The organism is Chitinophaga sp. RCC_12, assembly GCF_041360695.1.
Lineage (GTDB): Bacteria > Bacteroidota > Bacteroidia > Chitinophagales > Chitinophagaceae > Chitinophaga.
On record NZ_JBFUPS010000008.1, the window covers coordinates 62,760 to 87,559 of the forward strand.

The 24,800-nt window shown below is 48.6% G+C and carries 21 protein-coding genes; 17 read left to right on the top strand and 4 right to left on the bottom strand.

Annotated features, from left to right (window positions below):
- Positions 1 to 13 precede the first annotated feature (13 nt).
- From AB6805_RS22035 to AB6805_RS22050, 4 genes are all read left to right on the top strand, one after another.
- Positions 14 to 604 (top strand): TetR/AcrR family transcriptional regulator, encoded by a 591-nt coding sequence (locus AB6805_RS22035; protein WP_370911606.1) that lies wholly within the window; start codon positions 14 to 16, stop codon positions 602 to 604.
- 54 nt (positions 605 to 658) lie between these two features.
- Complete coding sequence (locus AB6805_RS22040) at positions 659 to 877, top strand: hypothetical protein (RefSeq protein WP_370911607.1); 219 nt, start codon at positions 659 to 661, stop codon at positions 875 to 877.
- 27 nt (positions 878 to 904) lie between these two features.
- The gene (locus tag AB6805_RS22045) at positions 905 to 2,173 is read left to right on the top strand and encodes an MFS transporter (protein WP_370911608.1); all 1,269 of its coding nucleotides are present in this window, start codon (positions 905 to 907) and stop codon (positions 2,171 to 2,173) included.
- 115 nt (positions 2,174 to 2,288) lie between these two features.
- Positions 2,289 to 3,272: a GlxA family transcriptional regulator gene (locus tag AB6805_RS22050; RefSeq protein ID WP_370911609.1), complete on the top strand. Its 984-nt coding sequence runs from the start codon at positions 2,289 to 2,291 to the stop codon at positions 3,270 to 3,272.
- A 4-nt stretch (positions 3,273 to 3,276) separates the two neighbouring features.
- On the opposite strand, the gene AB6805_RS22055 is transcribed toward AB6805_RS22050, so the two are convergent.
- Complete coding sequence (locus AB6805_RS22055) at positions 3,277 to 3,696, bottom strand: response regulator (RefSeq protein WP_370911610.1); 420 nt, start codon at positions 3,694 to 3,696, stop codon at positions 3,277 to 3,279.
- A gap of 186 nt (positions 3,697 to 3,882) precedes the next feature.
- On the opposite strand from AB6805_RS22055, the gene AB6805_RS22060 reads away from it, so the two are divergent.
- Together AB6805_RS22060 and AB6805_RS22065 are read left to right on the top strand one after the other, a co-directional pair.
- Positions 3,883 to 5,151, top strand: coding sequence for a sorbosone dehydrogenase family protein (locus AB6805_RS22060; RefSeq protein ID WP_370911611.1), 1,269 nt, complete (start codon positions 3,883 to 3,885; stop codon positions 5,149 to 5,151).
- Between the two features lie 22 nt (positions 5,152 to 5,173).
- Entirely contained in the window at positions 5,174 to 5,596 is a 423-nt protein-coding gene (locus AB6805_RS22065) for a secondary thiamine-phosphate synthase enzyme YjbQ (protein ID WP_370911612.1), read from the top strand.
- 3 nt (positions 5,597 to 5,599) lie between these two features.
- On the opposite strand, the gene AB6805_RS22070 is transcribed toward AB6805_RS22065, so the two are convergent.
- Positions 5,600 to 6,313: a 2OG-Fe(II) oxygenase gene (locus AB6805_RS22070; protein ID WP_370911613.1), complete on the bottom strand. Its 714-nt coding sequence runs from the start codon at positions 6,311 to 6,313 to the stop codon at positions 5,600 to 5,602.
- A 186-nt stretch (positions 6,314 to 6,499) separates the two neighbouring features.
- On the opposite strand from AB6805_RS22070, the gene AB6805_RS22075 reads away from it, so the two are divergent.
- Both AB6805_RS22075 and AB6805_RS22080 read left to right on the top strand, forming a co-directional pair.
- A complete protein-coding gene (locus tag AB6805_RS22075) occupies positions 6,500 to 7,231 on the top strand; it encodes a metallophosphoesterase (protein WP_370911614.1) in 732 nt (243 codons plus the stop codon).
- A 29-nt stretch (positions 7,232 to 7,260) separates the two neighbouring features.
- Positions 7,261 to 8,124, top strand: coding sequence for a class I SAM-dependent methyltransferase (locus AB6805_RS22080; protein WP_370911615.1), 864 nt, complete (start codon positions 7,261 to 7,263; stop codon positions 8,122 to 8,124).
- Here the strand turns inward: AB6805_RS22080 and AB6805_RS22085 are convergent.
- On the bottom strand, positions 8,096 to 9,844 hold the full coding sequence (locus AB6805_RS22085) for a hybrid sensor histidine kinase/response regulator (protein ID WP_370911616.1): 1,749 nt from the start codon (positions 9,842 to 9,844) through the stop codon (positions 8,096 to 8,098). The two genes, AB6805_RS22080 and AB6805_RS22085, sit on opposite strands and share 29 nt — an antisense overlap.
- Positions 9,845 to 10,054: 210 nt before the next feature.
- Here AB6805_RS22085 and AB6805_RS22090 point away from each other — a divergent pair, with 210 nt between their 5' ends.
- The 4 genes from AB6805_RS22090 (at position 10,055) to AB6805_RS22105 (ending at position 15,264) form a co-directional block, all read left to right on the top strand.
- Positions 10,055 to 11,407 carry a TlpA family protein disulfide reductase gene (locus tag AB6805_RS22090; RefSeq protein ID WP_370911617.1) on the top strand — a complete coding sequence of 451 codons (1,353 nt, stop codon included), beginning with the start codon at positions 10,055 to 10,057 and terminating at the stop codon, positions 11,405 to 11,407.
- Positions 11,408 to 11,726: 319 nt separating this feature from the next.
- Entirely contained in the window at positions 11,727 to 12,956 is a 1,230-nt protein-coding gene (locus tag AB6805_RS22095; RefSeq protein WP_370911618.1) for a PepSY-associated TM helix domain-containing protein, read from the top strand.
- Between the two features lie 177 nt (positions 12,957 to 13,133).
- The gene (locus tag AB6805_RS22100) at positions 13,134 to 14,069 is read left to right on the top strand and encodes an NADP-dependent oxidoreductase (protein WP_370911619.1); all 936 of its coding nucleotides are present in this window, start codon (positions 13,134 to 13,136) and stop codon (positions 14,067 to 14,069) included.
- A gap of 322 nt (positions 14,070 to 14,391) precedes the next feature.
- Positions 14,392 to 15,264: a DMT family transporter gene (locus AB6805_RS22105; RefSeq protein WP_370911620.1), complete on the top strand. Its 873-nt coding sequence runs from the start codon at positions 14,392 to 14,394 to the stop codon at positions 15,262 to 15,264.
- A gap of 34 nt (positions 15,265 to 15,298) precedes the next feature.
- Here the strand turns inward: AB6805_RS22105 and AB6805_RS22110 are convergent, their stop codons facing one another.
- Complete coding sequence (locus tag AB6805_RS22110; RefSeq protein ID WP_370911621.1) at positions 15,299 to 15,877, bottom strand: RNA polymerase sigma factor; 579 nt, start codon at positions 15,875 to 15,877, stop codon at positions 15,299 to 15,301.
- A 160-nt stretch (positions 15,878 to 16,037) separates the two neighbouring features.
- Here AB6805_RS22110 and AB6805_RS22115 point away from each other — a divergent pair, with 160 nt between their 5' ends.
- The 5 genes from AB6805_RS22115 (at position 16,038) to AB6805_RS22135 (ending at position 24,755) form a co-directional block, all read left to right on the top strand.
- Positions 16,038 to 17,054, top strand: coding sequence for a FecR family protein (locus AB6805_RS22115; RefSeq protein WP_370911622.1), 1,017 nt, complete (start codon positions 16,038 to 16,040; stop codon positions 17,052 to 17,054).
- A 264-nt stretch (positions 17,055 to 17,318) separates the two neighbouring features.
- Complete coding sequence (locus tag AB6805_RS22120; RefSeq protein WP_370911623.1) at positions 17,319 to 20,579, top strand: SusC/RagA family TonB-linked outer membrane protein; 3,261 nt, start codon at positions 17,319 to 17,321, stop codon at positions 20,577 to 20,579.
- A 22-nt stretch (positions 20,580 to 20,601) separates the two neighbouring features.
- On the top strand, positions 20,602 to 22,254 hold the full coding sequence (locus AB6805_RS22125) for a RagB/SusD family nutrient uptake outer membrane protein (RefSeq protein WP_370911624.1): 1,653 nt from the start codon (positions 20,602 to 20,604) through the stop codon (positions 22,252 to 22,254).
- Between the two features lie 30 nt (positions 22,255 to 22,284).
- A complete protein-coding gene (locus AB6805_RS22130) occupies positions 22,285 to 23,568 on the top strand; it encodes an IPT/TIG domain-containing protein (RefSeq protein WP_370911625.1) in 1,284 nt (427 codons plus the stop codon).
- A gap of 59 nt (positions 23,569 to 23,627) precedes the next feature.
- Positions 23,628 to 24,755, top strand: coding sequence for a family 20 glycosylhydrolase (locus AB6805_RS22135; RefSeq protein ID WP_370911626.1), 1,128 nt, complete (start codon positions 23,628 to 23,630; stop codon positions 24,753 to 24,755).
- Positions 24,756 to 24,800: the final 45 nt, after the last annotated feature.

Here is a 24,800-nt window from a genome sequence, read left to right on the forward strand (position 1 = left end):
ATCTTTGTGCGGCATGAGATACAGAGACGAAAATAAAATACAGGCCATCCGCGAGTCCGCTATTGAAATGGTGGTGAAAGATGGACTGGAAAATTTTGGCATCAACCGGCTGGCAAAAGCAGCGGGTGTATCTCCGGCAACTATTTATATTTATTATAAAGATAAAGAAGACCTGCTGACCAGCATCAGCACAGAAGAAGCACTGAAAATGACGCGGGCCACCCTGAAAGATTTTAACCCGGAAATGGGCTTTGAGGAAGGGCTGTGGATCCAATGGAAAAACAGGGCCGCTTTTTCACTGGATAACCACCAATCTGTCAATTTCTTTGAACAGCTGCGGAATTCTATGTATAAAGAAAAAATGCTGGAAACGATCTCACATGAATTCCATAGCGCAATGGGGAGCTATGTACATAATGCAGTAAAGCGCGGAGAGATCAGAGAAATGCCGCTCGAAGTATACTGGTCTGTTGCTTTTGCGCCATTATACTCACTGATAAAATTCCATAACGAAGGACGGAGCCTCGATGGCCGCAAGTTTAAGTTTTCAGAGAAGATCATGAAAGAAACATTCGACTGTGTGATAAAAGGAATAATGAAATAGCTCTTTTTTTTGTCAAATTAATAAATGAACGCTCGCTCACAAAACAAATTAGTCATGCAACACGTTCTCATTTTCAAAACAAACATTGCCACTGTGCAAGCCCGCTCCAAAGTAGCGCCGTTACTGGATCAGCAGTCCTTTATTGAAAAATGGACAGTAGACATGGAAGACGTAGATTGCGTGCTGAGAGTAGTAGCTGCCGAACCGGTGCCGGATCGCATTATCGCATTAATCAATGCCAGCGAGTACGAATGTGCAGAGCTGGAAGACTAACAAATACATAAGATCAAAATCTCCCTGATGAAACAAGCATCCACCGCATTTTCGGGTCACCAGAAAATGATCGTAGCCCTGTTGGCACTCACACAATTCACAGTCATCCTCGATTTTATGGTTATGTCGCCACTCGGTGATATGCTTATGAAATCGATGAACATAAAGCCTAACCAGTTCGGACTCATCGTATCGGCCTACGCTTTCAGCGCCGGTATCTCCGGCCTGCTCACTGCCGGCTTTGCCGATCGCTTCGACCGTAAAAAACTGCTGATATTCTTTTATGCGGGCTTTATTCTCGGCACATTGTGCTGTGGCCTGGCCAACACGTATTACACGATGGTGGCGGCCCGTATCGTTACCGGTTTATTTGGCGGCGTAATAGGATCTATTTCCCTGGCAATCGTCACCGATCTTTTTGATATCTCACAACGCGGCCGCGTGATGGGGTTTGTGCAAATGGCATTCGGCGCCAGTCAGGTACTCGGTATCCCTATCGGGTTATACCTCGCCAACGCATGGGGATGGGAAGCGCCCTTTTTCCTGGTAGCCGGTGTAGCCGCTATCGTGATGCTGCTGATCATCTTTCAGCTGCAACCGGTCATTGCACACCTGGCCGTGCAACGCGATAAAAGTGCATTCACGCACCTGTGGCATACCGTGAGAAGCCGCGATTACCGCATCGGTTTTACCGCCACCGCACTCATGTCTGTAGGCGGATTTATGATGATGCCCTTTGGTAGCGCATTTGCCGTGAATAACCTGCACGTTACACAGGAACAGTTACCGCTGTTGTTCATGGTGACCGGTGTTGGTTCCCTGTTCATTATGCCGGTGCTGGGAAAGTTAAGTGATAAAAAAGACAGGTTTACACTCTTTACCATTGCCTCCATTTATGCACTGGTGATCATCATTATTTATACGCACTTAACACCGCAGCCGCTCTGGATCATCATGTGCCTGAACGTACTGATGATGGCGGGTATCATGGGCCGTATGATCCCATTCACCGCCTTAACTACCGGCATCCCCGACCTGTCGGACCGTGGCGCCTTTATGAGCGTAAACTCGTCCCTGCAACAAATTGCCGGCGGAATAGCGGCGGTCATTGCGGGTATGATCGTATCCCAGAAAGATAAATTCAGTCCGCTGGAACACTACGATACACTCGGATGGGTCATTGTAGGCTTAACGCTACCCTGTATTTACCTGGTACACCGGGTAAGCGTAATCGTAAAAAGAAAACTGGCCAAAGGCGCGGTGGTGAATACCACCAGCGTAGCGGCGGAAGTGTAATATTTTTTTGGGGAGCCGGTTAGCCCGGCTTCCCAAAAAAATATTTAGTAAGATAAGGTACGCGCACCACCTGTTTAGGGTTGATTCAGCGAAACTTTTATCTTAGATTTGAATTATGAAACAAATATCCATTCTCGTTCCCAAAGGCGCCGTTGCGCTCAGTAGTATTGAAGGTCCCTTTGTACTGTTTACCAAAGCCAACGACTTCCTCGAAAGCGTTGGAAAGGATCCGTTATTCAACGTGCAGCTGGTGGGACTCTCCAAAGAAGCACACGAATACGACCGGTTTTTTAAAGTAACCCCGGACGTAATGATCACAGAAAAACATAAAGCAGACCTGATCATTATTCCAGCCGTAAACGGGGAGCGTGCAGTAGTCATAGATCAGAATAAGGATTTCTATCCCTGGATTGTACAGCAGCATCAGCACGGATCAGAAGTGGCGAGCCTTTGTGTAGGCGCCTTTTTACTGGCATCCACAGGCTTGCTCAATGGAAAACGTTGCTCCACCCACTGGCTGGCAGCCAATGAATTCAGGAACATGTTCCCCGATGTGGAACTGGTGTCTGAAAAGATCATTACAGATGAAAAGGGTATTTATTCCAGCGGTGGCGCCAATTCCTTCTGGAACCTGCTCATCTACCTGATAGAAAAGTATACAGACAGGGACATGGCCATTCTTGCGTCCAAGTATTTTGAAATTGAAATAGACCGCACCAACCAGGCCACCTTTACTATTTTCAAAGGTCAGCGTGAACACCAGGATGAATCAGTAAAACAGGCGCAGGAATTTATTGAGCAGAATTGGCAGGAAAAAATCACGGTAGAACAATTGTCATCCATGTTTGCCGTAGGCCGCAGAAGCCTGGAAAGAAGATTTAAGAAAGCAACCAGCAACACCGTATCAGAATATATTCAACGGGTGAAGGTAGAAGTGGCCAAAAAAAGCTTTGAAAGCAGCCGTAAAAACATCAATGAAATTATGTGGGAAGTGGGTTATTCAGATACAAAGGCGTTTAGAACAATCTTTAAGAAAACAACCGGCTTATCGCCACTCGAGTATAGGAACAAATACAATAAAGGTGCAACTGCTAAGTAACCCTTTATTTTTCCGGGGAGAAGATCTTATGCCATCTGCCTTCCAATACCCCTTTCAGCATGGTGCATAATTCCTGGAAAGTATTGGGCTTGGTCAGGAATAATTTTGCACCCAGCCGCATGGCATCTTCCATATCTTCCTTCATATCAGAAGTACTCAGTATAACAATATTGGTTAACTGATGCTGAAGGATCTTTTTCAGTTCTACCAGGCATTCGCGCCCGTTCATCAGCGGCATGTTGAAATCAAGGAAAATGTAATCAGGAGCCGGAATTTTATTTTCCTGGAACATCGCTATTGCCTGTATTCCACTATCGCATACATGCGTTTCTATAACCGGGGAAATATTGTGGATGGCTTCCTGGAAAAAAATTCTATCATCGGCATCATCATCAATAATCATTATTTGTTGTGGTCTCGTCATGGCTAAAATTTTAAGCATTAAGGTCTTCACGTTCGTTTGGATCTTCGGCGGGAAATATGAAGATAAACAAAAATGCAAAAGCGTTCAAATTTAAGATTTTACCATACATACGGCCGCGCTCCTTTTGTGGCATCCGGTGGCGCAAATATTGTAAGAGAGATGGTATCACCCTAAAAGCACCTTCTCATGAAAAAATATTTGTTGTCACTTTTGATGTTGCCCGCAGCTCATCAGCTGTGCGCACAGGACAGTGCCCCCCTGCCGCCACCCCATGCCACAAAATCATATATGAATTATAGCCAGGTAGTTGGCTGGGGCCCCGGTGAAACACCCGTTGCACCTGCAGGTTTTCACGTGTCTTTATATGCGGATGGCCTGGTAAATCCACGCTGGATGTATGCGCTCCCAAACGGCGACGTGCTGGTGGCGGAATCAAACAGTAATTTCCCGCTGGTGATTAAAATAGGAGCGGTGTTTGTAGGCGCCCAGAAGTCAAAGAGTATGCGGCATAGCGCAGATCGCATCACCCTGCTGCGGGATGCCAACCACGACGGTATACCGGAGTTCCGCAGCACCTTTCTTTCCAATCTAAATCAGCCCTTTGGTATGCTGCTGATAGGCAATCATTTTTATGTGGCCAATACCAATGCGTTAGTCCGCTATCCTTACAAAACCGGCGATACGGTGATCACCGCGGCGCCGGAGAAAATAACAGACCTGCCTGTCGGCAAAAAAAATCAGCACTGGACGCGAAATATCATCGCTAATAAAGAGCAATCCAAAATTTATATCGCTATCGGCTCAGCCACCGACCATGCAGAGAAAGGTATTGAAAATGAACAATCGAGGGCAGCCATCGTGGAAATCAATCCCGATGGTACCGGTCGCCGCATTTACGCTGCCGGTTTAAGAAACCCCGTTGGCATGGACTGGGCACCCGGTACTTCTACCTTATGGGTAGCTGTTAATGAAAGGGATAAATTAGGCAACGACCTGGTACCCGATTACATGACCGGTGTAAAAGAAGGCGGCTTCTACGGATGGCCCTGGAAGTATTACGGTCAGCATACCGATACACGCGTAAAAGATCCCGCGCCACCGGAAGCAAACAATACCATTATCCCCGATGTAGAATTAGGCCCTCATACCGCCTCCCTGGGCCTGGTATTTTACCGGGGAGATAAATTTCCGGAAAGATACCACCAGGGTGCATTCATCGCCCAGCATGGCTCCTGGAACCGCAAGCCTATCTCTGGTTACAAAGTATTGTTTGTACCCTTTGCCAATGGAAAACCCGCCGGTAAACCAACGGATTTTCTCACCGGATTTGTGAAAGACTCGACCACGGCAGATGTAAGAGGCCGGCCGGTAGGACTCCTTGTATTGAAAAACGGCGCAATGCTGGTAACAGACGATAAAACCAATCGCATCTGGAAAGTGGCATACGGACAATAACGAAATGTTTAACTTGCACGGCATGAAAATATTCCAGCAGGCATTACAGCTACAGCAAAGAAGAAGGGGATTTCACATCATCACCACGGAAATCGTACAGGCATTTCCGCAACTTTCCGAAATAAAAACGGGGATGCTGCAGGTATTCATCCAGCATACCTCAGCGTCGCTTACGCTGAATGAAAATGCAGATCCCACCGTGCGGAAAGATTTCGAAATGTATTTCAATAAAACCGTCCCTGAAAACGATCCGGAATACCTGCACGATGATGAAGGATCCGACGATATGCCGGCGCACCTGAAAGCCGCGTTGTTAGGTAGTTCTGTTATGATCCCCATCCGCAACGGCCGGCTTGCAGTAGGTACCTGGCAGGGCATATACCTGTGTGAACACCGCAATCACGGCGGTCCGCGGAACCTGCTGCTTACCGCATGGGGTGAATAACAATCAGCTCAACGCATCGTGAAAAATAATTCCCAGCGTGTGCCGGTTCCCGTTATGCACCGGGCTTACGCCATGTTTCATGTTCACACGGTAATATCCCTTGCTGCCTTTCACCGGCCGGAAATTAGTGGTGAATATCAGCATATCCCCCCGCTGTGGCCGCAGCACATTGGCTTTGGATTGCGCCCTGGGGATCTGTTCCGTTAATACAAACTCGCCCCCGGTATAATCCTCTTCCGGCTCATTCAGGAATACCACCAGCTGCATCGGGAAATAAATATCGCCGTACAGGTCCTGGTGCAGGGTGTTAAACCCATCCTGCCCATATTTAAGGATCAGGATGGTAGGTTTCGTTTGCCCGTTAGCGTGACAATACGCTTTTAATGCGGCGTGCGTATCGGGATACCGCTGCGCGATGTGCAATACTTCCATCCATTTGTTGGCTACCGGCGCAATAAATGGGTACACTGTTTCCCGGATAGTGGTGACCAGCTCCGGCAGGGGATACTGAAAATATTTATATTCCCCTTTCCCAAAACGGTAACGCTCCATCACAATTGTTTTCCGGTAGGTGTCGTCGGCCTGGTAATCATTGATCAACGCATCACATTCCGCTTTGCCCAACACACCTTTCAGTAACGTATAACCGCGGTCGTTCAATTGGGTGGCTGCCTGTTGCCAGTCGTGCGCCAGCAGCCGCTGTTTAATATCTTTCATCTGGTATTTTTTTTATGGAGATACAAAAATAACTGCCCGGGCCACCACGGAAAACCCGGTTCTTGCGGTGTTGGGGTAATGGTATTATTCAACGGAATAATAGTATTTTCATAGTTTATTATTGCCTGAAATATGCAGTGCATGAATTAAATAGTAACGTTGCAAATATCAAAATGAACAAATGAAATGTTGAAGCTGGCCATCATCAGTGATATTCACGCAAACCTTCCTGCGTTGATATCCGTACTGGAAGACATAGAACAGTTTGGTGCCCACCAGGTATACTGCCTGGGCGATCTCACGGATGCGGCGCCGTGGCACAATGAAGTAATAGACCTGATCCGGCAAAAGAACATCCCGGTAATTATGGGCAATCATGATGAACGCATCGCCTTTGACCACCCTGTATACCCGCTTAGTAAACACACTCCGGAAGAACAAACAGCCAGGCTACAGGCCATCAACTATACAAAAGATACCATTAGGCCGCAACACGCAGCCTTCCTCGCAGAACTGCCACCCCATATACAGATGGATGTTGCCGGCGTAAAAGTATTACTGGTACACGGCAGCACCCGCAGTAACGATGAATACCTCTACCAGGATCATGATGAAAATGACCTGTTGGGAATGATGGAAGAATATCATGCAGATATAATGGTGACCGGGCATACGCATCTCTCTTATATACGCCCGCTGGAAGCGGCGGGAAAAATGGTGATCAACACCGGATCAGTAGGCAGGTCGAAAGAAAAAGACCGCCTGGCGGCCTATCTGCAACTAACGGTTAACGGTAGTGAAATTACACCGGCCATCCGGAAGGTACCTTACCCGGTGGAAGAAACCATAGCCGGCATCCGGAACAGTCCCATTCCCGATTTTTACGCACATTTTTTAGCAGGCAACGATAACGCTTAGTGCGTATCTTTATCCGTAAATTAACAGGTATGGAAACTGCTCACCGGGATTACAGCACCATCAGTCCTACTGCCAAATCATTGTTGCTGCTCAAAGGCGTTACCGCTATTCCTTATGCGAAGGAAGCTGCACAACTCATGCTGGCGCCGCAGCCCTATCATATGAATATGGATAGCAAGGATCTTTCTTTCTGGTTAAGAGTGGTGCATTTCGAGGATCGTTACTGGAGTATCAATCAATTACTGGATGAATTGCCGGTAAAAAATGTGCTTGAACTGTCTTCCGGGTTTTCTTTCCGTGGACTGGAAACTGTGAAACAACCGGGGTATCACTATATTGATACGGACCTGCCGGAAGTAATAGCACTAAAGAAGGAATTTGTTGCGGCGTTGGAGAAACAACCACCGGCCGGTGTGCTGGAAGTATTACCATTAAACGCATTGGATGAAGCGCAGTTTATGGAAACAGTGGATCGTTTCCCGGAAGGCCCGCTGGTAATAGTGAACGAAGGATTGTTGATGTACCTTGATGATACAGAAAAGGAAAAACTATGTAATATTATCCGCCGCGTGTTGCAACAACGTGGAGGATACTGGATCACCGCAGATATTTATGTGAAGCGGGATGCCGCCACCAACGAAATAAAACGGGATGAACAGTGGAAAGCATTTTATGCCCAGCACCAAATCCATGAAAAAATGTTCGATAGCTTTGAAGCCGCTGAAATATTTTTCCGGAAGATGGGATTCGAAATAGACAAGGCGGCTGCCCGTGATCATGCGCGCCTTACCGGTCTGCCACATGTGGTGGAAAACGCCACAGAAGAGCAGCTGCATAAAATGAGAGCGGCGGGAAGGATCAGGGCTACCTGGCGACTGAAACCGGTGGAGTAGCATCTGCCATTACTACCAGGTCTTTCAATATCGTATACAGTTGTTCAATGTTTACCGGTTTACTCAAAAATCCATCTGCCCCGGAAGCAATTATTTCTTCCTTTACTTCACTGTAGGCATTGCCGGATACCAGTATGAAAGGGATCTGCCGCAACTGGCGGTCGGCCCTGAACTGCGACAACATTTCCACACCGCTGATATGTGGCATGATCATGTCCATTAATATAGCATCCGGTTGATGCAGCCGGGCTTTGGCAAAACCCTGCGGACCGGAGTCGGCCACTATTACTTCTATGCCCATGCGTTTGAGCGCCAGTGAAAACGCGAGGTGGTTCAGGTGGTCATCGTCTACTACCAATACTTTTAAGCCTTTTAAAATGGAATAGTCCATCATTTGATGGATAGCAGCAGGTGGAGTAGTAATTTCCACCGGCATGCGCAGGGTAAAAATGCTGCCCCCGCCATCAGGATTATCTGTTACCGTAAGATCGCCTCCCATCATGCGGGCCATATGGCGGGCAATGGGCAGTCCCAGCCCGCTGGATTCTGTATGCTGCCCTGGTTCAGTCACATACGGATCAAAAATATGCTCCTTCCGGTCGGCACTAATGCCCACTCCCTGATCGGTTACGGAAACTACCAGCTGGTTGTTTTTCATGCCGGCCCTTACCGTAATGATCGACCGGAAAGTAGTGAACTTAATGGCGTTGCTGAGAAGGTTTACAATAATGGTGCGAAGCTTCGACTTATCTGCCAGGATATACTCCGGCAGGTTGTCGTTCAGTGAAATATTGATATGTACGGATCTTCTTTTGGCCAGGTATTCATACGTATCGCATAAGTGCTGTACCCAGTCGCTGAAGTGGAACGGCGATTTGCTGATCTCATCTTTTCCTTCCTCAATTTTCGACCATCCCAGCGCATTGCTCATTACCAGCTGCATATCCTGGCAGGCAAAATGCACTGCTTCCAGGTGGGCAATACCTACCTGTACCGTCCTTTTCCCGTGGTCGGCCGTTTCAATATAATTTTGCAGGATGCTGTTTACCACATTCAATGGCGACCGGATTTCGTGGGTGGTTTCACGCACGTAGATGCGCATGGCCTGGTTGGCTTTGTCCAGCTGGTTTACCAGCGATTTCAGCTGTTTATTCTGGAACCTGCTTTCCTTGGCAAAATAATACAGGGCTGTGCCGTTCAGGAAAGTAGCTGAAATAATCACCAGCCAGTGTAAGTATAATTCGGTATCCTTATTAAGCGGAAGCGAAGCAATCACCGGGTACCTGAAATTAAGCAGTACCAGTATCATTACCACTGCACTGGCAACAAGGGTTATTACCTGCGACCAGGGCTTTTCAAATACCAGGAATACACAAAAAGCAAGGAAGGGTGCAAACAGGTAAATCTGGGAAGCAGGCCCCAGCAACACGCCAAAAAACCAGATGGAAACACTGTGTAACAAGAACATTAACTGTTTCCCGTAAACCGGTTTGCTGTAACGGGTAATCAGCAGCGTGGAAAGAAAAAGGGTGCTTTCCAGCAGGGCAGGGTAAAAAATAATACCGTAGCCCGTTAGATAATATAATAGGCACCCAAGCGTAAATGCCAGCAGGCTGGCGCTTACCGCCAGGGAATTGACAATCTTTATAATCCGTTCCTTTGCTTCATTTTCCTCCGCATTGCGGCCATTCATCCTGGTCAGGGTAAGGTTGTTTTTCATAAAATCCAGGTTTTCATGTTAAGGGGTTGCAGGTCTTTCTTTTCCCAATGCATTCAAGGTAGAAGAATGCAGATTATCAAGTGTAAATTCTTTGTTAACAACATATATCTTTTGGTAGCGGTTTAAAGTTACCGTGTGAAGATTTGAACAATTAACGCACATTTTTTTGTCAGTTATAAACACTACTTTCATATTGAAATTATCATGTACATGAGTATACGTTTGTTTTACCTGGTCATCTGGCTGTTTATCATACCAGTGGCGGGCAAAGGCGCTATCATCATTGAAGGGCAGCTGTCTGGAAATCCGCACAGCCTCATTACTCTGTACGGCTATGCCGATTATATCAGTAAAGCGCCGGTGGAAATACTGAAGGTACATACAAATGGTGCCGGAAATTTCCGGGTAACCGTATCGGATTCCTGCGGACCATTGGTAAAACTGCTCGTAGAAAACAGGTCGCTGTCCTTTTTTACACTGCCGGGCGGCGCCTATTCCATTCAGGATACGACCGGCCAACTCACCGTAACCGATGCCGCCGGCGTTCCCGTGAACCAACTCCTGCATAGCATGGAACAAGCGCTCCTGGAAAACTGGTATCCCTTGTTCATGGATACTACGGGCCGTTTCCGGCCGGTTATGCCCGTGGATAGCATTTTTCAACGCTTCCGTGAAATAGTGCTACAATATGCCAACGACACTGCATCCGCCGCATACCCGCTGCTGCACTATGACGCGGCGATCTATTACCTGTCATTTGTGCAACAGCTGCCAGATACCACAGGCTTGATGGATCATTTTGAGAATGACTATTTCAATAACCTGCCCGTTCAGGAAAGAAATCCTTTTTATACGAAGCTATTGGAAGACGATATGTTTATCAGGATGTTCTTTCTCGTTAACCAACGATATAAAGGAAGTGCGGATAATCTCACCGGCAGAATCACTCATGAAGCGGCTTATTTTAAATCGCCGCAGCTGCAACAACTGGCACTGGCAGCAGGGTGTAACCAGGCATACCGGGTCAATCGTGAGCCGGGGCAGAAAGATGAACTGTCCCGCCGCATCCGCGCCACCATCCTGGATAGTCTTACCCATCCAGGGATCAGGACGATGCTTACCCACGTCATTACCGAAAATACCCGCGCCCGCATCGGGAATAAATTTCCAATGCTAACACTGAAAAATGAAAAAAATGAAACCGTGAATTTTGCAGATATCAAATCCGATTTTATCCTGGTCGACTTCTGGGCTACCTGGTGCTGGGGCTGCGTGGAAGGAATGAAAAACTTTCCCTCCTGGATCAGCCAGTGCAACGGCCAGTTAACCATCGTTTCCATTTCAGTTGACGATAACCTCCAGCAAATGAAAGCATTCCTGGATAAACGCGAAAAGTTCCCCGGCATATTATCACTGTACAACGGCCGTACCGGTGGGTATCTTGATAAATTGCAGATCAGCGGTTACCCCACCTATATCCTTCTTAATAAAAACCGCGAAATAATAGCCATGCCAGGCTACACCTCTGCGGTGGCTGAGCAGCTAAAAATCAACATAAAATAAAAATCAAAAAAAATCGAATCAAAAAAATCAGCATCATCAGTGTAATCCTGAGAAAGACAACCTCCCCCGCAATCCGGAAAAATAAATCTCCCGAAAAATTCCCGATATCGAAAATCCTTTGAAAGATATACACCTACTTTTACAGCAGATTTAAATACCTATAAGTACGCTGTATGCTGAATACCTGGATACCATGCTGCAGGATTCGCTACGGAATAACCTTGCCTTATGTCGTTTCAATAAAGCTGTTTTAAAATGTGATGGCGGAAGAATTACGGCACCAAAGCAGCATATTGATATCACTTTTATGCAGAAAAATATGAATGCAAATTCAAAGAAAACGGCCGGGAAAAAAGCAAATTCCCGGTCGCTGTTCTATCGCATCTCCGCCTGGCTGCATCTGTGGCTGGGCATTGCTTCGGGTATCGTAGTAGTCATCGTGTGCGTAACCGGATGCATCTACGTTTTCAACGAGGAAATCACCGGCTGGATGGAACCGGAAGCAAATGTTCCGGTACAATCGCAGCCACTCATCGCTCCTTCAAAGATCCTGGAAGTAGCCGCGAAAGAATATCCCGGCAAAACCGTAGGCTACGTGCTGTATAAAGAAGGCAAAGCCGTGGAAGCCAATATCGGCGCAAGGAGAGGCGGTTCTACCCTGAAGCTGAACCCTTACACCGGGGCGGTAATAAATAAAGTAAACCGCAAAGAAGGAGAACTGAACTTTTTCAGATGGGTACTCAACGGGCACCGTTTCCTCTGGCTGCCGTTTAAGATCGGCCGGCCTATCGTCAACTACAGTACTTTGATCTGCGTAATCACCCTGATCAGCGGCCTGGTATTATGGTGGCCGAAAAGATGGAATAAAAGTACCCGTAACCAGAGCTTTAAAATAAAATGGGGCGCCAGCTTCAAACGGGTCAACTACGACCTGCACAATGTACTGGGCTTTTACGCACTGCTGGTACTTTTTGCTATATGCGTTACCGGTATGGTATACGGACTGGAATGGTGGAGTAAAGGTCTCTATTGGGCTACCTCCGGTGGAAAAACACTGCCGGAATTCCGGGAGCTGAAATCCGATTCCCTGCAGGCAGGCAAAAAGCACTATGATAACCTCGGCCAGAAAATGGATATCGCCTGGAAAACGGCGATAGGCAAACACCCGGAGACATCCGGTTTTTACATGGCCTTCCCGGATACTTCCAAAGCCACCGCGTCTATTACCGTTATTGTATATCCTGAAAAAGGACAGTATTATAATAACCAGCGCTACGTATTTGATCAGCATACACTGGAACCGCTTACCGGTAATAAATTATATGAGCAATCCTTTGCAGAAGCCGAATTTGGCGCTAAGCTCAGACGCATGAACTACGATATCCACGTAGGCAGCATCCTGGGGTTACCGGGCAAGTTCATGGCATTTTTCGCCAGCCTGATCGGCGCTACACTACCTATTACGGGGTTTATTATCTGGTGGGGTAAAGGCCGGAAAAAGAAAACGCCTGCGCCGGTGAAAAGAAAGGCGCAAACAGCAGCAGTATAAAATAAATATTTCCCAATTGCATAGATTCAGAGAAGAAAGGGCGTCATTTAGTTGATGTCCTTTTTTTATGGGGTGTACATACACCGGCTTTCTTTTAAATGTACAGAATTAAAGGAATAATGTACAAGCGAATAAAGATATTATCGGTATAAATTTGCGCTTATAAAACAACGGACCATGAAAGCAATTGTTTTAAATGGCGCAGGAAGCGTGGATAACTTAGTACTCACAGACCTGCCGGTGCCTGTACCGGGAGAGGCTGAAGTACTGGTAAAAGTAAAGGCCATCAGCATTAACCCGGTGGATGTTAAAACCCGCGCCGGCAAAGGCAGGTACAACCTCCTGAAAGAGGAAAACCCGCTGATCCTTGGCTGGGATATTTCCGGCGTGGTAGTCGCCTCCAACTCACCGTTGTTTAAAGAAAACGATGAAGTATTCGGAATGGTCAACTTCCCCGGTCACGGCCGCGCATACGCGGAGTATGTAGCCGCACCGGCGGCGCACCTGGCGTTGAAGCCGGCAAATATCTCCCACGATGAAGCGGCTGCGGCCACCCTGGCGGCGCTCACCGCCTGGCAGGCACTGATAGATCATGCCAGCATAAGGCCCGGGCATAAAGTGCTGATCCATGCAGCGGCAGGTGGCGTAGGCCACTATGCAGTGCAACTGGCCAAACATCTCGGCGCGTATGTCATCGGTACTTCTTCGGCCGTTAACAGGGAGGTGATCCTCGGATTGGGAGCGGATGAGCACATCGATTATCACACCCAGCCCTTAATAGATCATGTATCAGATGTCGATTTCGTGCTTGACACCATCGGCGGCGATACCATCGATCAGTCGCTCGAAGTAATGAGGCCCGGCGCTACCATCATCAGCATTCCTTCCGGTTTCCGGGAAGCCGTAACCGCCAAGGCAGAAGCCAAAGGCATCACCGGTTTCTTTATCCTGGTGGAGTCCAACGGCGCAGAAATGGCCAGTATCGCTGCTTTGATGGAACAGGGCCTGCTCAGGTCCATCGTCTCCAAAACTTTCCCTTTGGAGGAAATGAAGCAGGCGCATCTCCAGATAGAAACCGGCAGAACAGTAGGTAAAATTATCGTACGGGTATAACCGTTAGTAACGATTCCAATAATAGAGCAGCGCAGTTAAAACAGGCGGTAGCCCGGCCGCCGGCGCTGCTTATTTTTTTAGAGAGATGTAAAGAAATATTTCTATCTTGCTGCCCATAATCAAGCACAAATGCACCGTATTTATTCAAGCACACCTCCGCCCGCTGTTGTTGTTTTGTTCGCAAAATAACCAGCACTACTACGGCTCTTAGCTATTCCTGTTACAGGAATCAGTTCGTCATTTATATGCACTAAGTCTGTTTATTGACCTGGTTATTTTCGTGTACCCATATTCTCCCTTTTTTATTACACAACCGAAAATAATGACCAGGTATATATTAATGGTTTTTGCCGGCGCATGCAGCTTCGGCATCCTTTCTACTTTTGTAAAATTAGCCTACCGCGAAGGCTATACAGCCGCGGAAATATCCGTTACACAAGCCTGCACAGGCATGATCGTTTTGTGGATCCTGTATCTTCTCACCCGGCGGCAACGCCACCCGGTGAAGCCCGGCGATTGGGCCTGGCTGTTGCTGACAGGCGGCGGTATTGGTCTTACCAGTTTCGTATATTATGTGTCGGTAGCCTATATCCCGGCATCGGTAGCTATCGTGATCCTGATGCAGTTTACCTGGATAGGTTTGCTGATAGAAGCCTTGCTGTTTAAAAAGATGCCTTCCTTATTACAGCTTATCACCACCATACTGATCCTGGTGGGCACCTGGCTGGGCAGCGGATTGGCCGGTGGCAGCCTTTCCGGCTTGTCGGTAAAAGGACTGTTGTATGCCGGCGCGTCTGCTTTTTTATACGCCGTGTATATCATTGCCAACAGCCGCGTAGGCAAATCGCTGGATACCGGAAAGAAAAGTGCGGTCATCATCACTGGCTCCACGTTGTGTATTTTCCTTGTAAACGCACCGCAACTGATCGCCAGTACCCACTTCGACACGGGCCTGCTGAAATGGGCGTTGTTCCTCGCGCTTTTTGGTACCATTATTCCGCCGTTGCTGTTTGCCAAAGGAATCCCCAAAGTAGGGGCGGGGATCAGCGCGGTGATCATGACCGCCGAATTACCGGTAGCCATTGTATGCTCGCATTTCATCCTGCTGGAACCGGTGAACGGTCTGCAATGGGCAGGAGTTGCGCTCATGCTGTTATCAATGTTGCTGCTGAATGCGCGTTATTTCCGCAAATAGAAGAGGGGACCGGGCGTCTTGCCCGGTTCTTTTTTTACTGGTACAAGATCGCTGAAAGCACTATTACCAGGCCATAGTCTTTAAACTCCCCGCGCATTACCTGCAACGATTTTCCCATGTGCTTTTCCACGGCCTTAACAGAAATGCCCAAACGCTGCGCGATTTCTTTATTGGACAAATGATCCCGGCGGCTCAGCAGGAATATTTCCCGGCTGCGCTCCGTTAATTTATCCAGCGCCAGCGCAAACCGCTGTTCCAGTAATTTCAGATCGTAGGTGTTGTCTGTTTCGGCGGTAGTAGTTACGGGAAGTTGCTGGTGATGCTGCTCATGCAGCAGCGAATTCCGCAGTTCATTCAGGATCCTGTTGCGCAGCGCGCCATGCAGGTATGCTTTGGCGTTTTTTATGCCGGTAAGGGTAGCGCGTTTTTTATACAGGGAGATAAAAATTTCCTGGATCATATCTTCCAGCAGATGAGGCGCCGGGAATTTCTTGTATGCATGTTGATACAGTTCCGCTGCATGGCGCTGGTACAAGGTTTCAAAAGCCTTGTTATCATTGTTCGCCAGTAGTGCCAGTAAAGCTTCATCCTGTAATGCAATATACTCCGTCATGCTTGCCACTTAAGCCGGATCACATGGTTGCCGGCTGCCCTTAAAAAGCATAAGATATAAAAAAAAGGACGCACCGCATAAAACGCCCGGAAAAATAAATATCTGCCAGGGGGTAGGGTAGCCTTTTTCTGCTGTGTCTATACTACAGACAACCAAAATAATGAGTGATCAACAACTGATAGGATTACTGGAAAAATACCTGCAGGGCAGGGGTACCGAAGAGGAACGGAATGCCCTGGAAGCCTGGTATGAAACATACCGGTCCGCAAAAGCCCCTGGCAGCGATCCGCAGCCGGATCTGCTGCAGATGTACCACGACATTACAGGCAGACTGAAACAGGAAGGAGAATGGGTGGAGCCGAAACCGGCAAAAATTCACCCGCTTAAACAACGGAGGTGGCGCATAGCCGCAGCCATACTGTTCCTGGTGGCCGGCGCCGGCATCTGGACGCTGCTTCCCCGCGCTAACAGGCAGCTCTCGGCGGATACAAAAGACGGCATCCGCAAAAAAGTACAACTGGAAGATGGCACACAGGTATGGCTTAATGTAAGCAGTCACCTTACCTATCCGGCCAACATCGGCAACAGCAGCAGGGAAGTATACCTCAAAGGAGAGGCCTTTTTTGAAGTAAAGCCAAAGGAAACACACCCCTTCACCATTCATACGTCGGGTGTGGACGTGCAGGTACTGGGCACCCGCTTTAACGTAAAAGCCTACCAAACCGATGAAAGCATGGAAACCACGCTGGTAGACGGCCGCGTGGCAGTAAGTCTCAGCGGGCAACCGGATAAAAGGCTGGTACTGGCGCCCGGTGAAAAACTCACCATCAGGAAGAAAGGAAAAACGCCGCCGGTAACAAATGGCCGTATCCTCGACTGGGGCAGCGTACTGGCCATTGTGGAAACAATAACGCCAAATGTGACCAGCAAAAAGGTAAGCGAACTGGTATGGATGGACGACCGCCTGGAATTCAAAGACAAATCTTTCACTGAACTGACCATCTTAATGAGCCGCTGGTACAACCGCAAAATTATCTTAACAGATACCTTCCCGGCCGACTACCGCTTTAAAGGCACGTTCAAGAAAGAATCCGTTACCGAAGCGCTCAAAGCATTACAGGTCACTGCCGATTTTAATTTCACGATAAAGGGAGATACCATCTTTATACATCATTAATCAACCAGATCATAAAACAAACAGTAACACGATGAAAAAAATATTCCCGGTTCCAACCGAACCTGTATAACCACTCCTTCCGCCCATAAAAAAAGGGAAGTGCGGCAACACTTCCCCTAAAGCCAAACATGGTACGAAACAACGTAATCCGTGCGGGATGCCCGTTGTTTCTAATGTCTAACGTTCAATTTCAAATGTATGAAAAAAAAGCTGTGTTCAAAAACAGCCCTTTCCAACTATTCAGTGAGAAAAATATTCTTGTGTATGAAGCTTTGTCTCATCCTTATTACTGCTTCAATTTTACAGGTGCGCGCCGAAGTGTATTCGCAAAGCAAATTCACGCTCAACAGCCGGCAAATTGCCCTGCATAAGCTGCTGGAGTGGGTGGAAACGAAAAGTGACTACCGGTTTCTGTACAACTACAAAACTTTTCCGAAAGATGAAAAGGTAGATGTCAACTTCAAAGAAGCCACCCTGCCGGAGATCCTGGATAAGGTGCTGGCGAAAAATTTCCGGTATAAAATGCTGGAAGGCGGACTGGTAGCCATCTCGGAAAGTACAGCCGATATCACGGTAACCGGTAAGGTAACGGCGGAGAACGGCCCTGAGCTGCCCGGCGTAAGCATCCAGCTGAAAGGGACCAGTCGTGGTACCACCACCGATGTAGACGGCAACTTTAAAATAACCGTCCCGGAAAACGGCGTCCTCATTATCTCCTACCTGGGCTTTGAAACAAGGGAAATCGCCGTAAAAGGCAACGCACAGCTGGCCGTCATAACACTGAAATCTTCCGATGCCGGCCTGAACGAAGTAGTGGTACTGGGATACGGACAAAAACAAACACGGCAAAGCATCACCGGCGCCGTGTCCAGTATACAAACAAAAGAGCTGAAACAAAGCCCGGTAGCCAACCTCTCGAACGCACTGGCCGGACGATTACCCGGCCTCATCACGGCGCAGCACTCCGGCCGCCCCGGCAGCGACGACTCACAGCTGTTTATCCGCGGTATCAGCACCACCGGCGCCACCAACCCGCTCGTGGTAATAGATGGCCTGCCCCGCGGCGATGCCAATATCGGTCAGTTGGACCCCAACGAAATAGAATCCGTTTCTATCCTGAAAGACGCTTCCTCTACTGCGTTATACGGTATACAAGGCGCCAACGGTATCGTGCTGGTGACCACCAAACGTGGTAAAGACGGCCCGCCCAACATCCAGGTGAACATGCAGTACGCCTTGCAGCAACCCACCAATTTTCCCCGCTTCCTCGATTCTTACCAATCCGGACTGCTGGAAAATGAAGCCGCCAAAAATGATGGCATGCCGGCAGTATTCACCGATCAGGAACTGGAATATTATAAAACAGGACTGAAACCTTATGACTATCCTAATACCGACTGGTACAAGGAAATCATCCGCGACTATTCCCCGCAGAAAACAGTGAACATCAATATCGGTGGCGGTTCTAAATTCGTGAAATATTTTGTATCGGGTTCTTACCTGCGCCAGGAGCCGGTATACAACCATGCCAATGAAAATATCTACGGCATCAAATACAAATACGACCGCTTTAATTTCCGCTCCAACGTAGATATCACCCTCGATAAAAATACCGATCTGCAGGTAGACCTGGCCTCCCGCCTGGAAAACCGTACCAGTCCTTCTGCGGACCGTGGCAACAATGAATTTTTCTGGGTACTGCTATCGCAGATGACCAACCGCCTTACACCCGTGTTTAACCCCGATGGCTCCATCGCCTCCGGTACCATGCGGGAAGATTTCTACAACCTGTATGGCGTACTTACCCGCAACGGTTATATCGATGCTTACTGGCATAGCACCAACGGCAGCGTGGCACTCACCCGTAAACTGGACTTTATCACACCCGGACTGAAAGTGAAAGGGCTCTTTACTTTCGAGAACTATGGCGATATTAACTTTGCACTGGACCAGGACTTTGATTCCTACCGCTACAAATCAGTGCCCGGTGCAGATGGTACGTATACCCAGCACCGTAAGGCCACCAGTTTACAGCGCTCCGGTTATTCCAGCGGCGAAAGATATTACTACTACGATCTGAAAGTGATGTACGACCGCGACTTTGGTAAACACTCACTCGGAGGCTTACTCCTGTTCAACCGCAATTACCGCTCCCAGTCGGGCAACCTCCCACGGGTATACGAAGGATTTGTAGGCAGGATTGCTTACAACTACGCCACCCGCTACTACCTCGAATTCAACGCCGGTTACAATGGCTCTGAGAACTTTCCTCCCGGTAAACGGTACGGATTTTTCCCCGCGCTTTCTGCCGCCTGGGTGCTGAGTAACGAACAGTTCATGAGCGGCCAGTCGTTGTTCAGCTACCTGAAAATGCGCTTCTCACACGGTTATGTGGGTAACGACCAGGTAGGCGGCGACCGCTGGTTATATGTATCTGATTACGCACGCGGCGATGGCTTTACTTTTGGCAGCGTAGGCACCGGCGCCGGTGGCTATTATGAAAACAGGGTGGGCAACACTGCTATCACCTGGGAGAAAGCCGCCAAAACAAACCTTGGTATTGAAACAGGATTTTTGAAAGATAAAGTGAAGTTTTCGGTAGATATTTTTAATGAACTGCGTAAAGATATCCTTACCTACGCCGGCACCATCCCTGCTTATCTCGGTATCACCGCATCGTTGAACCGCAATATGGGCCGTATCCGCAATAAAGGTGTGGAAGCAGAACTGAATGTAAATTCCAACATCGGCGCAGTAGGCGTCTTTTCAAAATTGAATTACCAGTATGTGAAAAATAAAATACTGGAGATGGATGAACCCAAACTGGCATATCCTTACCAGAGTGCAGTAGGCCATCCTATCGGGTACGATCTCGGCTATGTGGCCGAAGGACTGTTCCGCAACCAGGATGAAATCAATAAAAGCCCGCAGCAAACTTTTTCACCACTCATCCCCGGCGATATCAAGTACACCGACATCAATAAAGATGGCGTGATCAATGAAGCCGACAGGATCATGCTGCCCATGATGAATGTTCCCACCAGTTATTTCGGGGCCACTTTCGGAATCGACTATAAAGGCCTGGATGTAAGTGTGCTGTTCCAGGGTGCAGGCGGTGGACGCCAGATCTACTCTTCGCAGCTCACCGGCAACTTCCGCGAAAGCTACCGGCCCATGCACCTGAACAGGTGGACACCTGAAAACGCCGACAAAGCCACCTATCCTGTGCTGCATCTTTCAGAAAGTAATATGGCCAATAACTCGGTCAGTTCTACTTACTGGATCAGGAACACCGACTATGTTAAATTAAAGAATGCTGAGATAGGATACCGGCTGCCGGCGCATCTCCTGAAAAAGGTAAAAATTAAAAGCGCACGCATCTATGTGAATGGTATGAACCTCATCAGCTGGGATAATGTGAAGGAACTGGGGATAGATCCGGAATCCAATACCGGCGGCCGCTGGGGCTGGCAGCCTTATCCGATTATGCGCGTGTATAATGCCGGTATCACCATCAATCTTTAATCACCTGTGATAAATTAAAATCATGAATACGTTCTTCGTTAAAACAGGGATAGCAGCAGTACTGATCATGTGTGTTACTGCCTGCGGTAAGAATTACCTGGACAGGAAGCCCAGTGATCTGATCACTGAAAAAGAAGTGTTTTCAAATATTGAAAACGCCGAAAAGTTTGTGAATACTATCTACCAAAGCTTACCCAATATTTTTAAGCCCGGGTCGGCATGGCCGCTTAGTAGCGCCACCGACGAAACCAACCAGGCCAGCGATAATTCCGCCTCTTATCCCGATGCCGGCAATTTCAACACCGGCTCCATGAGCCCTGCCAACTTCCCGATGCAGAGCTCCTGGGCCGACTATTATGGCAAGATCCGTTCGTGTAATAAGTTCCTTGCCCAGTACGACCTCGTGCCCCAGGATCCTAATTATCCGCAACGCCGCAGCCGCCTTAAAGGAGAAGTGCTCACCCTGCGCGCCTTCTACTATTTTGAACTGATGCGCGCCTGGGGAGGCGTGCCACTGCTGCTGTCGGAAAAAAATCCGTTCGATGATCCAACCGGCATTTACTACAAACGCAACAGCATCGATGAAGTAACCGCCAGTATCCTGAACGACCTGCAGGAAGCCGGTACCTTACTGCCGGTCGCTTACAACGACCGTCCCTCCAACTGGGGCCGTGCCTCCAAAATGATTGCACTGGCACTGGAAGGCCGCGTACGGCTGTTTTATGCCAGCCCGCTTTACAACCCAGGCAATGATGCCGCCCGCTGGCAGTCCGCCGCAACCGCCTGCAAGGCCGCACTGGACACTGCTATCGCCAACGGCTACACGCTGTATGACACCTACGGCGATATCTTTACCCAATACTTCAACCGTGAAGTGATCTGGAGCCGCCCCGCGCCCGGCGCTTTCGGGGATGGTGGCATCGACAGGGAAATGAATCCCCGCAGCGCCAACGGCTATGGCAACATTACGCCGCTGCAGGAACTGGTAGACGATTACGAAATGAAAACCACCGGCCTATCCATTAAAGATCCCGCTTCCGGCTACAGCGCACAACGCCCGTACGATGGCAGGGATCCCCGCTTTTATGCCACCATCCTGTATCCTGGTTCCTCCTGGAAAGGAAAGGTACTGGATCCGAACGGGGCTGATGCACCGCGCTCCGGCCAGATTGCCACCAACTACTGGCCACGGAAATATCTCCTCCCGTCGGTCGACCTGTTTGCAGGCACCGGTGGCAGCGACCGCAAATGGGTACTCATCAGAACCGCGGAGCTTTATCTCAACTATGCGGAAGCACAAAATGAAGCCACAGGTCCCGCAACAGAAGTATACAATGCCCTCAATGCAATCCGCACCAGGGCAGGTATGCCGGGTATCAGCGGTGGAACCAAAGAAACCCTGCGCGAAAAGATCCGCCATGAAAGAAGAATAGAACTGGCATTGGAAGATCATCGCTTCTGGGATGTGCGCCGCTGGAAAACCGCTGAACAGGTGGACAATAAAGAAGTACACGGCGTAGCCGTTAGCGGCACGGGCAATGTTTCCTACCGCTATCCCGTAATAGAAAAAAGGGTGTTCGATCCGGGTAAAAATTACTGGCTTCCCATTCCGCAAAGTGAAATGGATAAGGTAAGCAGCCAGAATCCTGATTTTACGCAGAATAAAGGCTGGTAAAGCGTTTTACATCTCCCTAAATTTTAAAAAATGAAAACGATGATATACCGCTTACTGGCAGTATGGCTGTTGTTTACAGCCGCTGCCTGTAACAAAGACAACGATTTCGAACACGATAACAACGCACCGGTGGTAGTGGATAAATTTACCCCGGAAACCGGCGCCGCCGGTACGGAAGTGCTGATCTACGGAACTAATTTCAGTAAAGATACCAATGGAGTAACCGTTACGGTGAATGGCAAAAAAGCCCTTATCACCGGCATTATCAGCGATCATATCCTGGTGGTAATCCCGGAAAAAGCCGGCAGCGGTAAAGTAGTTGTGACCATTAACGGTAAAACCGGTACCGCTCCCAAAGACTTCCTGTATTTATCTTCCTATAAAGTAACAACCCTGGCAGGCAACGGCGCGGCAGGCTACTCCGATGGCAAAGGCTCAAACGCCGCGTTTAATTTTGATAAACGCTGCGGCCTTGATGTAGACGATAACGGAAACGTATATGTAGCCGATGCAGGTAATCTGCGCGTGAGAAAAATTGCACCGGATGGTACCGTCACCACACTCGCCGGCAGCGGCACTTCCGGTTATGTGGAAGGCAAAGGCCCCGCCGCACAGTTCTATCTACCCTTTGATATTGTAACCGATAACAGCGGGAATGTATTCGTATCCGACCCTTCCGCATGGACCATCCGCAAAATCACATCTGATGGCACCACTTCCCGTATTTGCTGGGGCGAAGCCTGGGGTATTGGCATCGATAAACGCAACGGCACCCTGTACTACGCCAACAACGGCAGCCCTGGCAGCATCTACCAGGTAACGCCTGATGGCAGCAGCGTTACACCTATCATCACCGGGCTAAACAGACCCGCCGATGTAGCGGTAGATGACAAAGGGAATTTATTTGTAACAGAGAATGGAAACTCCGTGATCAAAAAGTTTGCTGCAGGTAGCTGGGCGCCCACTATCATTGCCGGCGCGGAAAATCAAACCGGCCTGGTAAATGGTACCGGTACCGCTGCACGTTTTGAAAATCCCTGGAGCATTATCGTGGATAAAGCCAACAACCTGTTCGTGGCCGGTAACGGCAGTGCCGACGGATCATCTGTTAACAGCAACCAATGTATCCGCTTCATCACCGCCGGCGCTTGGGAAGTGAGCACCTATATAGGCGGCAGCACCGCAGGATTTGCGGATGGCGCCGGCGCAGCAGCACTGTTCAACGCACCTACCGGCGTGGCAGTTGACAAAGACGGCGTAGTGTATGTACTCGACCGCAACAATAACCGTATCCGTAAAGTAACGGCAGAATAAGTAGCAGTGGCGGCCCGTAAACGGGTCGCCACTTTTCTCAGATAATTAAATGTTCAGTAATGTTCAAACAAGTCCTGTTTTATATGGCCTTATGGCTGTTGCCCGCAACTGCCATGTCGCAAACACCAAAAGATTTTAAATGGAATGTATTGCCTGTAAAAGGCCTGCTGCTCAGCGTACCAGCTCCCCAGGATGTGCCGCTGCTATGCCGCTTTATCAAAGAAGCCCTGAAGGCAGAAGGTGTAAACACACTGGCATTACGGATTGAATATGCATACCAGTTTAAATCGCACCCTGAACTGGTCGAGGGCAACGTGATTTCGGAAGCAGACCTTAAACAGATTGTAGCTGCCTGCAAGGAAGCCGGCATCCGCTTTATCCCAACCATGAACCTGCTGGCCCACCAGTCGGAACAAACAGAAATGGGACCATTGCTGAAAAACTACCCGCAGCTCGACGAGTCACCGGATTATAATCCGCCGGTGCCCTGGAAAAATGGCGGTATGTTCGACTTCTACAGCAAAAGCCTATGCCCGCTGCACCCCGACCTGTTCAAGATCATTTTCCCCCTGATGGATGAACTCATTGATGTATGCGGCGCCGATGCGCTTCACGTGGGACTTGATGAAGTGTGGATTCTCGGCTATGACAAGTGTCCCCGCTGCGGTGGCCGCGACAAAGCCGAACTGTTTGCCGGCTACGTAAACGCATTGCATCAGCATCTCAAAGAAAAAAATTGCCAGCTGTGGATGTGGAGCGACCGCCTGATAGACGGAAAAGAAACCAACCTGCTCGGATGGCAGGCCAGTATGAACAATACCGCCAGGGCTATAGATATGATCCCGAAAGATATCATGATCTGCGACTGGAAATATGAAGATGCACCACCCACGCCGGCTTACTTTGCCATCAAAGGATTTCATGTATTGCCTTCGGCCTGCGGAAAAAAAGACGTGGCGCTGGCGCAACTGGAACAGGTATATGCCGCCCGGAAAAACGCGCTGCGGGCAGACTTTTCCTATACGTTATCTGAACGGATGCCCGGCGTATTTGAAACCATGTGGGTAAATACAAAAGAATTTATTGACGCTTACTACAACCGTAAAGGCGTGCGTAAACCAACGCAGGATAATGCAGATACCTTTAAAGCCTTGTTTGCAGAGATCCGGAAAAAAGAAAAGATGTAGCATACTGTTATTTCACGCAATCGTTTGTGCTGGAAAAGCCGGGTG

Bases quoted from the DNA above. Each gene is read 5' to 3' on its own strand.
- AB6805_RS22065 (WP_370911612.1), top strand. From the start codon at position 5,174: ATGAAAATATTCCAGCAGGCATTACAGCTACAGCAAAGAAGAAGGGGA.
- AB6805_RS22075 (WP_370911614.1), top strand. From the start codon at position 6,500: ATGTTGAAGCTGGCCATCATCAGTGATATTCACGCAAACCTTCCTGCG.
- AB6805_RS22040 (WP_370911607.1), top strand. From the start codon at position 659: ATGCAACACGTTCTCATTTTCAAAACAAACATTGCCACTGTGCAAGCC.
- AB6805_RS22050 (WP_370911609.1), top strand. From the start codon at position 2,289: ATGAAACAAATATCCATTCTCGTTCCCAAAGGCGCCGTTGCGCTCAGT.
- AB6805_RS22045 (WP_370911608.1), top strand. From the start codon at position 905: ATGAAACAAGCATCCACCGCATTTTCGGGTCACCAGAAAATGATCGTA.
- AB6805_RS22105 (WP_370911620.1), top strand. From the start codon at position 14,392: ATGACCAGGTATATATTAATGGTTTTTGCCGGCGCATGCAGCTTCGGC.
- AB6805_RS22110 (WP_370911621.1), bottom strand. From the start codon at position 15,877: ATGACGGAGTATATTGCATTACAGGATGAAGCTTTACTGGCACTACTG.
- AB6805_RS22095 (WP_370911618.1), top strand. From the start codon at position 11,727: ATGAATGCAAATTCAAAGAAAACGGCCGGGAAAAAAGCAAATTCCCGG.
- AB6805_RS22085 (WP_370911616.1), bottom strand. From the start codon at position 9,844: ATGAAAAACAACCTTACCCTGACCAGGATGAATGGCCGCAATGCGGAG.
- AB6805_RS22060 (WP_370911611.1), top strand. From the start codon at position 3,883: ATGAAAAAATATTTGTTGTCACTTTTGATGTTGCCCGCAGCTCATCAG.
- AB6805_RS22100 (WP_370911619.1), top strand. From the start codon at position 13,134: ATGAAAGCAATTGTTTTAAATGGCGCAGGAAGCGTGGATAACTTAGTA.
- AB6805_RS22125 (WP_370911624.1), top strand. From the start codon at position 20,602: ATGAATACGTTCTTCGTTAAAACAGGGATAGCAGCAGTACTGATCATG.
- AB6805_RS22135 (WP_370911626.1), top strand. From the start codon at position 23,628: ATGTTCAAACAAGTCCTGTTTTATATGGCCTTATGGCTGTTGCCCGCA.
- AB6805_RS22080 (WP_370911615.1), top strand. From the start codon at position 7,261: ATGGAAACTGCTCACCGGGATTACAGCACCATCAGTCCTACTGCCAAA.
- AB6805_RS22120 (WP_370911623.1), top strand. From the start codon at position 17,319: ATGAAGCTTTGTCTCATCCTTATTACTGCTTCAATTTTACAGGTGCGC.
- AB6805_RS22090 (WP_370911617.1), top strand. From the start codon at position 10,055: ATGAGTATACGTTTGTTTTACCTGGTCATCTGGCTGTTTATCATACCA.
- AB6805_RS22115 (WP_370911622.1), top strand. From the start codon at position 16,038: ATGAGTGATCAACAACTGATAGGATTACTGGAAAAATACCTGCAGGGC.
- AB6805_RS22130 (WP_370911625.1), top strand. From the start codon at position 22,285: ATGAAAACGATGATATACCGCTTACTGGCAGTATGGCTGTTGTTTACA.
- AB6805_RS22055 (WP_370911610.1), bottom strand. From the start codon at position 3,696: ATGACGAGACCACAACAAATAATGATTATTGATGATGATGCCGATGAT.
- AB6805_RS22070 (WP_370911613.1), bottom strand. From the start codon at position 6,313: ATGAAAGATATTAAACAGCGGCTGCTGGCGCACGACTGGCAACAGGCA.
- AB6805_RS22035 (WP_370911606.1), top strand. From the start codon at position 14: ATGAGATACAGAGACGAAAATAAAATACAGGCCATCCGCGAGTCCGCT.